At 57.1% G+C, this 14,074-nt stretch carries 13 protein-coding genes and 6 tRNA genes; 17 read left to right on the top strand and 2 right to left on the bottom strand.

Annotated elements, in window-relative coordinates:
• Positions 1-151: 151 nt before the first annotated feature.
• The 7 genes from GRH90_RS08155 (at position 152) to GRH90_RS08125 (ending at position 1,859) form a co-directional block, all read left to right on the top strand.
• Positions 152-228: transfer RNA gene (locus GRH90_RS08155), tRNA-Met, on the top strand.
• 6 nt (positions 229-234) lie between these two features.
• Positions 235-319 (top strand) — tRNA-Leu (locus tag GRH90_RS08150).
• A 20-nt stretch (positions 320-339) separates the two neighbouring features.
• Positions 340-414: transfer RNA gene (locus GRH90_RS08145), tRNA-Gln, on the top strand.
• A gap of 82 nt (positions 415-496) precedes the next feature.
• Positions 497-571, top strand: a tRNA-Gln gene (locus GRH90_RS08140).
• 59 nt (positions 572-630) lie between these two features.
• Positions 631-707: transfer RNA gene (locus GRH90_RS08135), tRNA-Met, on the top strand.
• A gap of 6 nt (positions 708-713) precedes the next feature.
• Positions 714-787: transfer RNA gene (locus GRH90_RS08130), tRNA-Gln, on the top strand.
• Positions 788-1,295: 508 nt separating this feature from the next.
• The gene (locus GRH90_RS08125) at positions 1,296-1,859 is read left to right on the top strand and encodes a PH domain-containing protein (RefSeq protein ID WP_246235944.1); all 564 of its coding nucleotides are present in this window, start codon (positions 1,296-1,298) and stop codon (positions 1,857-1,859) included.
• A gap of 126 nt (positions 1,860-1,985) precedes the next feature.
• Here GRH90_RS08125 and ubiF read toward each other — a convergent pair whose 3' ends face one another.
• The gene (gene ubiF / locus GRH90_RS08120; protein WP_162365447.1) at positions 1,986-3,167 is read right to left on the bottom strand and encodes a 3-demethoxyubiquinol 3-hydroxylase; all 1,182 of its coding nucleotides are present in this window, start codon (positions 3,165-3,167) and stop codon (positions 1,986-1,988) included.
• A 182-nt stretch (positions 3,168-3,349) separates the two neighbouring features.
• Between ubiF and miaB the strand changes: the two genes are divergently transcribed.
• From miaB to GRH90_RS08070, 10 genes are all read left to right on the top strand, one after another.
• Positions 3,350-4,774, top strand: coding sequence for a tRNA (N6-isopentenyl adenosine(37)-C2)-methylthiotransferase MiaB (gene miaB, locus GRH90_RS08115; protein WP_162365446.1), 1,425 nt, complete (start codon positions 3,350-3,352; stop codon positions 4,772-4,774).
• 201 nt (positions 4,775-4,975) lie between these two features.
• Positions 4,976-6,067 (top strand): PhoH family protein, encoded by a 1,092-nt coding sequence (locus GRH90_RS08110; RefSeq protein ID WP_162365445.1) that lies wholly within the window; start codon positions 4,976-4,978, stop codon positions 6,065-6,067.
• The gene (ybeY, locus tag GRH90_RS08105; protein WP_162365444.1) at positions 6,064-6,534 is read left to right on the top strand and encodes an rRNA maturation RNase YbeY; all 471 of its coding nucleotides are present in this window, start codon (positions 6,064-6,066) and stop codon (positions 6,532-6,534) included. Before GRH90_RS08110 ends, ybeY begins: the two co-directional genes overlap by 4 nt.
• A 73-nt stretch (positions 6,535-6,607) precedes the next feature.
• On the top strand, positions 6,608-7,486 hold the full coding sequence (corC, locus tag GRH90_RS08100; RefSeq protein WP_162365443.1) for a CNNM family magnesium/cobalt transport protein CorC: 879 nt from the start codon (positions 6,608-6,610) through the stop codon (positions 7,484-7,486).
• Positions 7,487-7,493: 7 nt separating this feature from the next.
• On the top strand, positions 7,494-9,035 hold the full coding sequence (gene lnt, locus GRH90_RS08095) for an apolipoprotein N-acyltransferase (RefSeq protein ID WP_162365442.1): 1,542 nt from the start codon (positions 7,494-7,496) through the stop codon (positions 9,033-9,035).
• Positions 9,036-9,272: 237 nt separating this feature from the next.
• A complete protein-coding gene (locus GRH90_RS08090) occupies positions 9,273-9,863 on the top strand; it encodes an MSMEG_1061 family FMN-dependent PPOX-type flavoprotein (RefSeq protein WP_162365441.1) in 591 nt (196 codons plus the stop codon).
• 354 nt (positions 9,864-10,217) lie between these two features.
• Positions 10,218-11,114, top strand: a complete 897-nt coding sequence (locus tag GRH90_RS08085; RefSeq protein ID WP_162365440.1) for an amino acid ABC transporter substrate-binding protein — start codon at positions 10,218-10,220, stop codon at positions 11,112-11,114.
• A 151-nt stretch (positions 11,115-11,265) separates the two neighbouring features.
• Entirely contained in the window at positions 11,266-12,006 is a 741-nt protein-coding gene (locus tag GRH90_RS08080; protein ID WP_162365439.1) for an amino acid ABC transporter permease, read from the top strand.
• Positions 12,006-12,680 carry a glutamate/aspartate ABC transporter permease GltK gene (gltK, locus tag GRH90_RS08075; RefSeq protein WP_162365663.1) on the top strand — a complete coding sequence of 225 codons (675 nt, stop codon included), beginning with the start codon at positions 12,006-12,008 and terminating at the stop codon, positions 12,678-12,680. The genes GRH90_RS08080 and gltK overlap by 1 nt, the downstream gene beginning before the upstream one ends.
• A complete protein-coding gene (locus tag GRH90_RS08070) occupies positions 12,680-13,405 on the top strand; it encodes an amino acid ABC transporter ATP-binding protein (RefSeq protein ID WP_162365438.1) in 726 nt (241 codons plus the stop codon). The genes gltK and GRH90_RS08070 overlap by 1 nt, the downstream gene beginning before the upstream one ends.
• Positions 13,406-13,453: 48 nt before the next feature.
• On the opposite strand, the gene GRH90_RS08065 is transcribed toward GRH90_RS08070, so the two are convergent.
• Positions 13,454-13,933, bottom strand: a complete 480-nt coding sequence (locus GRH90_RS08065; protein WP_162365662.1) for a zinc ribbon-containing protein — start codon at positions 13,931-13,933, stop codon at positions 13,454-13,456.
• Positions 13,934-14,074: the final 141 nt, after the last annotated feature.

The following is a 14,074-nucleotide window of genomic DNA, read 5'->3' as shown; positions in this document are numbered from 1 at the left end:
TCGGGCCTTATGCGGTTTTTATCATCAGGTTGCTCATAAGCCAGACAAACAGCATGCGCAAAGCCGGATTCCCGAAAAAAGGTGTTGACTGAATTTCTGCAACTACGCATAATGCGCCCCGCAACGCCGAATGAAGGTCACGCGGAAAGATGGCTACGTAGCTCAGCTGGTTAGAGCACAGCACTCATAATGCTGGGGTCACAGGTTCGAATCCCGTCGTAGCCACCATACTTTGCGGGAGTGGCGAAATTGGTAGACGCACCAGATTTAGGTTCTGGCGCCGCAAGGTGTGCGAGTTCAAGTCTCGCCTCCCGCACCATCACTCGGTTACGCAGCGGATGGGGTATAGCCAAGCGGTAAGGCAGCGGGTTTTGATCCCGCCACTCCCAGGTTCGAATCCTGGTACCCCAGCCATTAACTTCGCCGTTGGCAACGTGCGGGCGAAGTTTAAAAAAGAAGTATGATTGAGTTTACAGTTGCAAAACGTTTGGATAATTGGGATATAGCCAAGCGGTAAGGCAGCGGGTTTTGATCCCGCCACCCCCAGGTTCGAATCCTGGTATCCCAGCCAAAAAAAGTTGAAAAACTTTTTAAAAAGTATTGTAAGTCCCGAATTTTTAAGTATAATTCGGCTACGTAGCTCAGCTGGTTAGAGCACAGCACTCATAATGCTGGGGTCACAGGTTCGATTCCCGTCGTAGCCACCACATTTTTGGGGTATCGCCAAGCGGTAAGGCAGCGGATTCTGATTCCGCCACCCCAGGTTCGAATCCTGGTACCCCAGCCATACAAAGACTGCGCAAGCAGCGGTAAGCGGGGCGATTGTCGAAAGACATCGCCCCGTTTTCTTATGCGCGATATCATCATGCCATCCGCCCATTGGGGATAATACCCGTTCACTCCCAGGCAATCCGCCGTTATTCATTTTTTCCCGGTTCCCGGGCAATCCGCGTCATTTTTGGGTCATTGACGGTTGTTCGCTATTATCCTGGCTGTACGGCTTACCCTGAAGGTATGATAGCGCATCGCTAAAAAATCAGGATTATCCTAATTTTTTTGCAACTAAACGCCGTGCAAGCAATCCCAGATCATGGTATCGGTTATATTGTTGAGGACACAATCCTCGTCGGTTTGACGTGGAAAGCGGCATGCTGCCGTCAACAAAGAGATCGTTATCCGTACTAGCCGTTTAAATAGGCAGGTTTCAGGGAGCTGTTCTGGCCTTTGATTGTGCGTCACATGAGGTAATTTGGGCACGATTAATTGATAATTTGACCATTATTCATTGGGAATCAATGATGATTAACGTTAAAACAGCAAGTATCGAAGAGTTAAAAATAGAATACAAGCGTCTGGCCAAGCTGGTCGGCGATATGCCCTTCGGCACTAAAAAAGAGTTTTACTACTTGCCTGCGATCCTGGCCGACGGTGAAACCCCGCTGGCGGTGGTCTCCGGCCTGATGGGCGGCAATACCTGGCTGATTACCCTGACCAACTACCGGATTATTTTCCTGGATAAAGGCATGGTCTATGGCCTCAAGCAGGTTACCCTGGACCTGGCGAGCGTGATCTCCGTGGGCGGGCGCACCAAGATGATGATCGGCAGCATTACCCTGAGCACCGCCAGCCAAAACTACACTATCGAGAACGTGATGAAAGGCGCGGTCACCCCTTTTACCAATATGGTGAACATCGCCCGGGAAAATCACAGTAAACAGCTGGCCATGCAGCAGGAATCGAGCGCCCGTCCGCAGTATGACGTGATTACCCAATTGGAAAAACTGGCGGCGCTGAAAGAACGCGGTATATTGAGCGATCAGGAATTCAGCGCGCAAAAAGAAAAGATCCTGGCGATGTAGCGCCCGCAGGCGCCGGCCGGGCCGGCGCGCAACATGAGCAATATCTCGCTCAAGATAAGCCTAAAAGCCAAAAAAAGAGCAATATCTTGCTCTTTTTACATTTCAGCGATAATCCCTATTCAAACATCACAGTCCCAGGGCATACTTCAGCGCCCGCGCTTTCAGTGGTCCGGCGCGCTGGGCCAGGATCAGGCCGAGGTTACGCGCCAGCCGGACCGGCGGCAGGTTATTGCTGAAGGCGGTATAAAACACATCCATGCCGCTTTGCATCAGCAGGTTATCGCCGTAGCGGCGATGCTGGTAGCGCTTCAGGATGCGCAGCTCGTCCCAGGGCTCATCATGGTCGCGCGCGCCGATGACCACCGAGGCCAGCGCCTCGGCGTCGCGAAAGCCCAGGTTGACGCCCTGTCCCGCCAGCGGATTTATGGTATGCGCCGCATCGCCGATCAATGCCAGCCCGGGCCGCACATACTCCCTGGCATGGCTGCGCACCAGGGGAAAGGCGCCCGACCCGTGCACCTTCACGGCGCCCAGGCGGGAGGGAAAAGCCGCCAGTACCTCGCGCTCCAGGGCGGCCGGCGGCAGCGCCTGCAGCTGGCGGATGCGCGCCGCGCCGTCATACCACACCAGCGTTGCCCAGTTATCGTAAAGCGGTAAAAACGCCCGGGGACCGCCGGGGGTGAATTCCTGCCAGGTCACATCCTGCTGGCCGTACGGGCATGCCACCGTTATCAGCATGCAGGACTGGCGGTATTGCCAACCGACGGTGCCGATGCCCGCCCATTGCCGCACCGTTGACCGCGCCCCGTCGGCGCCGATCAGCAGCCGGGCGCCGATACTCTCGCCATTATCCAGTTCCAGCCGCCAGCTGCCGCCGTCATGGCGCATGTTCGCCAGGGCGGCCGGGACTCGCAGCGTCAGCCGGTCGCAGTCGGCAAACGCCTGCCATAACGCCCGCTGCAGGCGGATATTCTCCACCATAAATCCCAGTTCAGGCAGATGCAGTTCCGCGGCGTCGAAGGAGACCAGGGACTGTTGCCACTCCCAGGTTTCCAGGCGACGATAGGGTACGCGCACATGGGGGTCGATACGATCCCACGCGCCCACCTGGCGCAGCAGCGCCACCGATGCGCAGCTGATGGCCGAGACGCGCAAATCCGGCGGGGCATCCCCCCGCGGTTCCGCCAGGGGGACGTGATCCAGCACCAGCACCTGCATACCGGCCTGCGCCAACATTAACGCCGCCAGGGCGCCGACCATGCCGCCCCCCGCCACCACCGCATCATAGGCTGTTTCGTTTGTGTTCATCTCGGCTATGCTTGTGTCAATGATTAAACATTTGCTTAGTGTACCGCAATTTTTCATTATGAAAGAGTGGCGGAGGCTCAGCCCTCTGGTCACGACAACGCCAAAGGATTACAATACGCGCCCTGCATGAGCCTAAGGGCTTTTTGACTACCTAAAATAGTGCATATGGTAATAGCTGGCCGATGACAAAAAAATTGCATATCAAAACCTGGGGCTGTCAGATGAATGAGTACGATTCATCCAAGATGGCCGACTTGCTGGATAGCACCCATGGCTACCAGTTGACGGACAACGCCGAAGAAGCGGACGTGTTGCTGCTTAATACCTGTTCTATTCGCGAAAAAGCACAGGAAAAGGTATTCCATCAACTGGGCCGCTGGCGGGCGCTGAAAGAAGCCAATCCGGATTTGATCATCGGCGTCGGCGGCTGCGTGGCCTCACAGGAAGGCGCGCATATTCGCGAACGCGCCCATTATGTCGATATCATTTTTGGACCGCAGACCCTGCACCGCTTGCCGGAGATGATCAATCACGTGCGCGGCACGCGCAGCCCGGTAGTGGATATCAGCTTCCCTGAAATAGAAAAATTCGACCGGCTGCCGGAACCCCGCGCCGAGGGGCCAAGCGCGTTTGTCTCCATTATGGAAGGCTGTAATAAATACTGTTCGTTCTGCGTGGTGCCCTATACCCGCGGCGAAGAAGTCAGCCGTCCGTGCGACGACATCCTGTTCGAGATAGCCCAACTGGCGTCGCAGGGCGTGCGCGAAGTCAACCTGCTGGGCCAGAACGTCAACGCCTATCGCGGCGCCAGCTACGACGGCGATATCTGTACCTTTGCCGAGCTGCTGCGCCTGGTGGCGGCCATCGACGGCATCGACCGCGTGCGTTTTACCACCAGCCACCCGATCGAATTTACCGACGATATCATCGAGGTCTACCGCGATACGCCGGAGCTGGTCAGTTTTGTGCATTTGCCGGTGCAAAGCGGCTCGGATCGCATCCTGACCATGATGAAACGCGCCCATACGGCGCTGGAATATAAATCCATCATCCGCAAGCTGCACAAAGCGCGTCCCGGCATCCAGGTCAGCTCCGATTTTATCATCGGTTTTCCCGGGGAAACCCAGGCTGATTTTGAGCAGACCATGAAGCTGATCGCCGACGTCAATTTTGATACCAGCTACAGTTTTATCTATTCCGCGCGCCCCGGCACGCCGGCGGCCGATATGGTGGACGACGTCGGCGAGGACGAGAAAAAACAGCGGCTGGGTATATTGCAGCAGCGCATCATCCTGCAGGCGATGCAGTTCAGCCGCCAGATGATGGGCACTATCCAGCGCATCCTGGTGGAAGGCACCTCGCGCAAAAGCGTGATGGAGCTGGCGGGCCGCACCGAAAACAACCGCGTGGTGAACTTCGAAGGCACGCCGGACATGATCGGCAAGTTTGTCGATGTCGAGATCGTCGATGTCAACCCGAACTCCCTGCGCGGCGTGGTGGTGCGCACCGAAGACCAGATGGGGCTGCGCGTCAGCGAAAGCCCGGCCTCGGTGATCGCCCGCACCCGCAAAGAGAATGAACTGGGCGTCGGGACCTTCCAGCCGTGATCCCCACCGCGCCCGAGACCGGGCGGCCTCCCCCGCCGCCCGGCTGTTCAGATTATTTCCCGGTTGCTTTTCACTTATCGTGCCCCAATATTAAATTAGCGTTGCCTGCCCTTGACGCTGGCGCCGGTTTACTTCATTTATGAAACTGGTCAAAAATCATCACTACTCCCTAACATGGCCTGAAAGGCCCAGAGGAAAAGTTTGAACGTCGACACTAAAGAAATCATACTGGAGCCTGCGGACAACAACCGTTTAATGAGCCTGTGCGGGCCGTTCGATGACAATATCAAACAACTTGAGCGCCGGTTGGGCATTGAGATCAATCGTCGCGACAACGCCTTCAAACTGGTCGGCAAACCGCTGTGCGTCGACGCCGCCGCAAACATCCTGCTGACGCTGTATGTGGATACGGCCCCTGTGCGCGGCGTCGTGGCCGATATCGAGCCGGAAAAAATCCACCTGGCCATCAAAGAGAGCCGGGTGCTGGAACAGACCGCCGAAAGCGTGCCGGACTTTGGCAAAGCGGTGAATATCCAGACCAAAAGGGGCATCATCAAACCCCGCACGCCGAACCAGGCGCAGTACATTGCCCATATTCTCGATCATGATATTACCTTTGGCGTCGGCCCGGCCGGCACCGGTAAAACCTACCTCGCGGTAGCCGCGGCGGTGGATGCGCTGGAGCGCCAGGAGATTCGCCGGATCATGCTGACCCGTCCGGCGGTGGAAGCCGGTGAAAAGCTCGGCTTCCTGCCCGGCGATCTCAGCCAGAAGGTCGACCCCTACCTGCGTCCGTTATATGACGCGCTGTTCGAGATGCTGGGCTTCGAGCGGGTCGAGAAGCTGATTGAACGCAACGTGATTGAGGTCGCGCCGCTGGCCTACATGCGCGGGCGCACCCTGAACGACGCGTTTATCATCCTCGATGAAAGCCAGAACACCACCATCGAGCAGATGAAGATGTTCCTGACACGCATCGGTTTTAACTCCAAAGCGGTCATTACCGGCGATATCACCCAAATCGACCTGCCGCGCAACGCGAAATCCGGCCTGCGCCACGCTATCGAAGTGCTGGCCGAGGTGGAGGAAATCAGCTTTAACTTCTTCCATAGCGAGGACGTGGTGCGCCACCCGGTGGTGGCCCGCATCGTGGTCGCCTACGAAGCCTGGGAAGCCGCCGACCAGAAGCGTAAAGACGCGCAGGGTGAACAGCGCCGGCGCGAAGCGCAAGCCCATTATCACCTGCAAAATACCCAGCCGGCCGCCGGCGATGACCAGGAGCCGGCCAAATGAACGGCGTGATCCTTGATTTGCAGGTGGCCTGCGCCGATACGGCCGGCTTGCCCGGCGAACCCACCTTTATGCGCTGGCTGGAAGCGGTGCTGCCGCAGTTCCAGACCGAGGCCGAAGTCACCATCCGCCTGGTGGACGAGGCGGAAAGCCATGAGCTGAACCTCACCTATCGCGGCATGGACAAGCCCACCAATGTGCTGTCATTTCCTTTTGAAGCCCCGCCGCAGGTTGAACTGCCGCTGCTCGGGGATTTAATCATCTGCCGCCAGGTGGTGGAACGCGAAGCCGCCGAGCAGGACGTGCCTCTGGACGCGCACTGGGCGCATATGGTTGTCCACGGCTGTCTTCATCTGCTAGGGTATGATCATATCCAGGATGACGAAGCCGAGGAGATGGAGGCGCTGGAGGCCGACATCATGCAGGCCATGGGCTATCCCGATCCCTATTTAAGCGAAAAAAACGACTGATAAACGACGCCGGTCCCGGAACGGGGCCGGTTTACACTATCTTACCCACTACGAGTGAAACTAACTGAACGCCATGAGCGACGACCATTCGCAAAGCAACGACAGCCCCAGTCCCAAGAAGGGCTTTTTTACCCTTATCCTTAATCAGCTGTTTCACGGCGAACCGAAAAATCGTAATGATTTGCTGGAACTCATCCGTGATTCCGAACAAAACGAGCTGATTGATCCCGACACCCGCGATATGCTCGAAGGCGTGATGGATATCGCCGAGCAACGCGTCCGGGATATCATGATCCCCCGTTCACAGATTGTGACCCTGAAAAACAACCAATCGCTGGAAGAGTGCCTGGACGTGATCATCGAATCCGCGCATTCCCGTTTCCCGGTAATAAGCGAAGACAAGGATCATATCGAAGGGATCCTGATGGCCAAGGATCTGCTGCCGTTCATGCTCAGCAATTCGCAGCCGTTCAGTATGGATAAAGTCTTGCGCCCCGCCGTGGTGGTGCCGGAAAGCAAACGCGTCGATCGGATGCTGAAGGAGTTCCGGTCCCAGCGCTACCATATGGCCATTGTGATCGATGAGTTCGGCGGCGTATCCGGCCTGGTCACCATAGAGGACATCCTGGAGCTTATCGTCGGCGAAATCGAGGATGAGTACGATGACGAGGAAGATCGGGACATCCGCCAGCTGAACCGCCATACCTTTACCATCCGCGCGCTGGCGCCGATCGAGGATTTTAACGAGGCCTTCGGCACCCATTTCAGCGATGAAGAAGTGGACACCATCGGCGGGCTGGTGATGCAAGCCTTCGGCCATCTGCCGGCGCGTGGTGAAACCATTGAAATAGATGGTTATATTTTTAAGGTCGCCATGGCCGACAGTCGGCGTATCATCCAGGTCCATGTTAAAATCCCCGACGACTCACCTCAACCGATAATGGAAGAATAAACCTTACATGGCGAGCGCATTGCGACTTGAACGCCAGTGGGTACGCGCGCTGCTGGCACTATTGACCGGCGCCTGCGGTACCCTGGCGTTTTCACCTTATGATATTTGGCCGGCGGCGATAGCGTCGCTGGCCGGTTTACTGGCGGTTACCCTTAACCGAACGGTCCGGCAGTCCGCGTGGCTCGGCTTTTTCTGGGGCTTCGGTCTGTTCGGCACCGGCATGAACTGGATCTATGTCAGCATCGCCCAGTTCGGCGGGCTGCCCGGGCCGGTGAACATCGCCCTGGTGGCGCTGCTGGCGGCATACCTGGCGCTCTATCCCATGCTGTTTAGCGGCGTGTTGGCGCGCATCTGGCCGCGCACTTCGCTGTGGCGGCTGGCGCTGGGCGCGCCGGTGCTGTGGCAGGTGACGGAATTCCTGCGCGGCTGGGTGATGACCGGCCTGCCCTGGCTGCAGTTCGGCTATACGCAAATCGACGGTCCCCTTAAGGGATTGGCGCCGATGTTCGGCGTCGAATCCATCACCTTTTTCCTGATGGCCGTCAGCGGGCTGGCCGTGGCCGCGGTGGCGCTGCGCGCTCCCCTGGCGGGTATCTGCGCGCTGGCGGTGCTGCTGCTGCCCTGGCCGCTGAAGAGCCTGCACTGGTATGCCCCGCAGGATGCCAGGGCGGTGGACGTGGCCATGGTGCAGGGCAATATTGCCCAGTCGCTGAAATGGGAGGCCGACCAGGTGCAGCCGACGCTGGATGTGTACCTGAGCCATACCCGGCCTTTTCTTGGCAAGGCGCAGATGGTGATTTGGCCGGAATCGGCTATCCCGGATGACGAAACCTCCCAGACGCCGTTCCTTAACGAGCTGGATCGGCTGCTGCGAGAGGAGCATACCAGCCTGGTTACCGGCATTATCGATACCCGGCGCGGCTCGTCCGGTTATAGTTATTTCAACAGCATCCTGGTGTTGGGGGAGCAGACGCCCTACCGTTACCCCAGCCCCAACCGTTACGCCAAGCATCATTTGGTGCCGTTCGGCGAGTTTGTGCCGCTGGAGAGCCTGCTGCGTCCGCTGGCGCCGCTGTTTAACCTGCCGATGTCGTCGTTCAGCCGCGGCAATTATATCCAGCCGCAGCTGAGCGCCGCCGGCATGAAGCTGACCGCGGCCATCTGCTACGAGATTATCCTCGGCTCGCAGGTCCGCGATAACTTCCGGCCGGACACCGATTTCCTGCTGACCATTTCCAATGATGCGTGGTTCGGCCATTCCATCGGCCCGTGGCAGCATTTCCAGATGGCGCGCATGCGATCGCTGGAGCTGGGACGGCCGCTGCTGCGCAGTACCAATAACGGTATTACCGCGGTGATCGGCGCCGACGGCGCCATCGACGCGATACTGCCGCAGTTTACCCGCGACGTGTTAAGCGCGCGGGTGACGCCGGCTACGGGGCTGACGCCTTATGCGCGCTTCGGCGACTGGCCGCTGTGGCTGCTGACGCTGCTGCTGGGATTTGCCGCCGTGGTGTTCGGCCGGCGGGCGGGACGGCGCGCCCTTTAACACCTCTGCTTTGGATACCCGGTCAGCGGGTCCATCGCGCCATGGGGCTCGGGCGGCCGGAAAAACCATGGCCGCGTCGACCCCATCGGCCCGTTCGCCCTGTGACACGTCTGATGGTAGCGGGCTGCTCGCCGTTGGCGGGCTGTGATGCGCGTGCTAATTATTGTTAATCCATCTCTTTGCTGTTATCTTGCCACATGTAACATCTTCGTGACATTTTGACCAAAGAGCCTCTGTATGAACCCCGACTCCCGTTATCTGCTTACCGATGCCGCCCAGCTGCGCGAGCACTATGCCCAACCCAATAAAGCGGTGGTGCAAAAGCAAATCGATCGCCTCGATATCTTTGCCCGTCGGCTGATTGCCCTGGCGCCTTTTATGATCCTCGGCACCCAGGGCGCGCGCGGTATCGACTGCTCGCCCAAGGGCGGGGAGCCGGGATTTGTCCACGTGGAGGACGATAAGACACTGCTGCTGCCGGATCGCTCCGGCAACAATCGTCTCGATGGCCTGGGCAATATCCTGCAAAATCCGTTTGTCGGCATGCTGTTCCTGATCCCCGGCTGGAAAGAGGGATTTCGGGTCAACGGCCGCGCGCGGATTTCCGTCGACCCGGCGCTATGCCTGCGTTTTGCGCAAAACGGACAACCGGCGAAAAGCGTGATCATTATCGAAGTGGATGAAGTGTTTATCCACTGCGGGCGGGCAATCAGCTTCGCCGACCTGTGGAATAATGATAAACACGCCGACCCGGCCCTGCTGCCCGGCGCGCTGGAAGTCTTCAAAGCGCACGTCGCCCTGTCCGCTTCCGCGGCGCAAAAAGCCTGAATCCGGCGCTGCGCCGTTCGGGAGCAAATAATTTGTCTGGCATGATTTTTGCTGTATAACGTTGCGAATGTGGTTAAAAACTGTTTTTTGGTGAGTAATTTCCGCCGCAGGCGCGCCGTCATGGTGCGTCAGTCGCACTTACATTGTGCAAGTAAGCGTGCTGCGCCACGTTTTGGTGCGCAGGAACTCACAAAACGAAAACTTTTTCATTTCAAAACATTTACATTCGGCTATTTTTTAACGGTAATCCGTTTTGATATTTACGCTTTAGGCTGGATCCAAAGCTTAACGTGATACTCATGATTGCGGCGCGCTTACCCTTGAGCGCCGTAGTGACAGCAAAGGAGTTGGAAAATGCAAATGCGCAAATTGGCTTTATCATTACTGGTACTGGGTATGGCCGGCAGCATGGCCCATGCGGAAGACCTGACGGGCACCCTGAAGAAAATCAAAGACAACGGCGTGATCGTGGTTGGCCATCGGGAATCTTCGGTTCCGTTTTCCTATTATGACAACCAGCAAAAAGTAGTGGGCTACTCCCAGGCCTATTCCGATGCCATCGTGGAAGCCATCAAAAAGAAAATTGACGCCCCTTCCCTGCAGATTAAATATCTGCCGATCTCATCGCAAAATCGTATCCCGCTGCTGCAAAACGGCACCTATGATTTTGAATGCGGCTCAACCACCAACAACCTTGAGCGCCAGAAACAGGTCGATTTCTCCAATACCCTGTTTGTGATCGGCACCCGTATCGCGGTGAAAAAAGGCAGCCCGATTAAAGACTTCGCCGACCTGGCCGGCAAAACCGTCGTGGTAACGGCGGGCACCACGTCCGAAGTGTTGCTCAACAAGCTGAACGACGAAAAACAAATGAAGATGCGCATCATCTCCACCAAGGATCATGGCGATTCGTTCCGCACGCTGGAAACCGGCCGCGCCGAAGCCTTTATGCTGGACGATGCCCTGCTGGCCGGTGAACGCGCCAAATCCAAAAACCCCGGGCAATGGGATATCGTCGGCACTCCGCAGTCAAAAGAAGCCTATGGCTGCATGATGCGTAAAGACGATCCGCAGTTCAAAAAACTGGTGGATGACACTATTGTCTCCATCCAGACCTCCGGTCAGGCGGCTAAATGGTACGACACCTGGTTTAAACAGCCGATCCCGCCGAAAAACCTGAATATGAATTTCGATATGTCCGATGACGTCAAAGCGCTGTTCAAGGCCCCTAACGACAAAGCCGTAAACTAATAACGACAATAAGGGCGGGTGACTCCCCGCCCTCTCGATTGCGGGAGGCCAGGACAGACAGACGCGACGCGGTCGTTCCCCGCGGCACGGACATCAAGGTCTTCATCAATCTTCAGGGTAGCGATGCTACCCTTTTTTACCGGAGTTTTTTATGTCAATAGATTGGAACTGGGGTATTTTTTTTGCAGCTGCCCCATTTGGCAACACCACCTACCTCGGCTGGCTTTGGGCGGGGTTTAAAGTTACCGTCGCCGTCTCGTTTTGCGCCTGGATTATCGCGTTGCTGGTCGGTTCGCTGTTCGGCATCCTGCGTACCGTTCCAAATCGTTTCCTTTCCGCTTTAGGAACCTGTTACGTCGAGTTATTCCGTAACATTCCTTTGATTGTTCAATTTTTCATCTGGTACCTGGTGGTGCCGGAACTGTTGCCGGTGAATATCGGCATGTGGTTTAAGTCCGGCCTGGATCCGAATATCCAGTTTTTTGTCTGCTCGATGATCTGCCTGGGGTTGTTTACCGCCGCCCGCGTTTGCGAGCAGGTGCGCGCCGGCATCCAGTCCCTGCCCTCAGGCCAGAAGGCCGCCGGGCTGGCGATGGGCCTGACGCTGCCGCAAACCTACCGTTACGTGCTGTTGCCGAACGCCTATCGCGTGATCGTGCCGCCGATGACCTCGGAAATGCTTAACCTGGTGAAAAACTCCGCGGTGGCGTCAACCATCGGCCTGGTGGACATGGCGGCGCAGGCCGGCAAGCTGCTGGATTATTCCGCGCATGCGTATGAGTCCTTTACCGCGATAACCGTCGGCTACCTGATCATTAACGCGGTGGTGATGTTTGCCATGCATTTGGTGGAGAGAAAAGTACGCTTGCCCGGTCATATAGGAGGTAAATGATGTACCAATTTGACTGGAGTACCATCATTCCCAGCCTGCCTTATATGCTGCAAGGCATGGCGATGACGCTGAAAATCACCTTTACCGCCGTTTTTTTCGGCATTATCTGGGGCACCGTGCTGGCAGTGATGCGCCTGTCGCCGCTGTGGCCGGTCAGTTGGTTTGCCAAACTGTACGTTAACCTGTTCCGCTCGGTGCCGCTGTTGATGGTGCTGCTGTGGTTTTACCTGGTGGTGCCCAGCTTTCTGCAAAAGGTGCTGGGGCTTTCCCCGAAAACCGATATCCGGCTGATTTCGGCCATGGTGGCCTTCTCGCTGTTTGAGGCCGCCTATTACTCCGAGATTATCCGCGCCGGCATTATCAGCATTTCGCGCGGCCAGGCCTCGGCGGCGCTGGCGCTCGGCATGACGCCGTGGCAATCCATGCAGTTGGTGGTGCTTCCCCAGGCCTTTCGCGCCATGGTGCCGCTGCTGCTGACCCAGGGCATTGTCCTGTTCCAGGATACGTCGCTGGTGTATGTGTTAAGCCTGGCCGATTTTTTCCGCACCGCGTCGTCGGTGGGCGAACGCGACGGTACCCAGGTGGAAATGATCCTGTTTGCCGGCGCCGTATATTTTGTTATCAGCCTCAGCGCTTCCCTGCTGGTAAATTATTTGAAGAAAAGGACGGTTTGATGATTTCCCTGAAAAATATTTCTAAATGGTACGGCCATTTTCAGGTACTGAACGATTGCTCGACCGAAGTGCAAACCGGCGAGGTCGTGGTGGTCTGCGGCCCGTCCGGCTCGGGTAAATCCACGCTGATCAAAACCGTCAACGGACTAGAGCCGATCCAGCGCGGCCAAATCATGGTCAATGATATCGCCGTCAACGACAAGCGCACCAACCTGGCCCAGCTGCGCGCCAAGGTAGGCATGGTGTTTCAGCATTTTGAACTGTTTCCGCACCTGTCGATCATCGATAATCTTACCCTGGCGCAGGTTAAGGTGCTCAAGCGCAACAAGGACGCGTCGCGCGAGAAAGGCCTGAAGCTGCTGGAACGGGTTGGCCTGTCGGCGCAGGCCAATAAATTCCCCGGCCAGCTTTCCGGCGGCCAGCAGCAGCGGGTGGCGATTGCCCGCGCCCTGTGCATGGATCCGGTGGCGATGCTGTTCGATGAGCCGACCTCGGCGCTGGACCCGGAAATGATCAATGAAGTGCTGGATGTGATGGTCGAACTGGCGCAGGAAGGCATGACCATGATGGTGGTGACCCATGAAATGGGCTTTGCCCGTAAGGTGGCCAACCGGGTGATCTTTATGGATGAAGGCAAGATCGTCGAGGATACCCATAAAGAGGCGTTCTTCCAGCATCCGCAGACCGATCGCGCCCGCGACTTCCTGGCGAAAATTTTGCACTAAGCGCCCGCTCGAGGCCTGCCCCGGAACCTGCGGGGCAGGCCCCGGCCGCTATTGGAACGGCCGGCGCTGGAACTGATCGAAGCCGCACTCCGGACACAGCGGCAACGTTTCCGGAGTATAAAACGCCAGCGAATGGTGGCACCGTTCGCAGACCAGGTTGCCCAGGCCCACCACCTCGCCGCTGCTGTAAACCCCGTGATGGTTGACGTCTTTAAACACTTCCTGCCATTCCAACTGGGTTTTATCGGTAATATCCGCCAGCTCCTGCCACAGGCTCTCCTTGATCATCCGGGTAAACACGCTGTCGGTATCCTGCGCGCGGCTTTCATCATAACTGCGGGCAAACTCCTCCAGATCGCGACGCACCGCCCGGGTCACATTCTCCACTTCAGCCGGCGTCAGATCGCCGGTGGCCAGCAAACGTTGCCGCGCATCCTCCACCAGCGTATCGATGTTCCTCTCCCCCTGCTCAAGCTGTTGGCTTAGCGAGGCCAGCAATTCGCGATAATACTGCGCCACCTTATCCATCGTCATCTCCTGATATCCGCCAGCATCACCCAAAATGGCCTTCTGGCCGGAACTAAATGGGTATCATGCTGATAATTTTAGTCTATAACGGTAAACTCATTCGGCATAAAGCATGGCGCAGCGCAATAAATCGTCCGGATA

Origin of the sequence: Acerihabitans arboris (assembly GCF_010131535.1) — a bacterium.
Classification (GTDB): domain Bacteria; phylum Pseudomonadota; class Gammaproteobacteria; order Enterobacterales; family Enterobacteriaceae; genus Acerihabitans; species Acerihabitans arboris.
The sequence above is the reverse complement of the archived record's forward strand: the minus strand, read 5'-3'. Positions and strand labels throughout refer to the sequence as shown.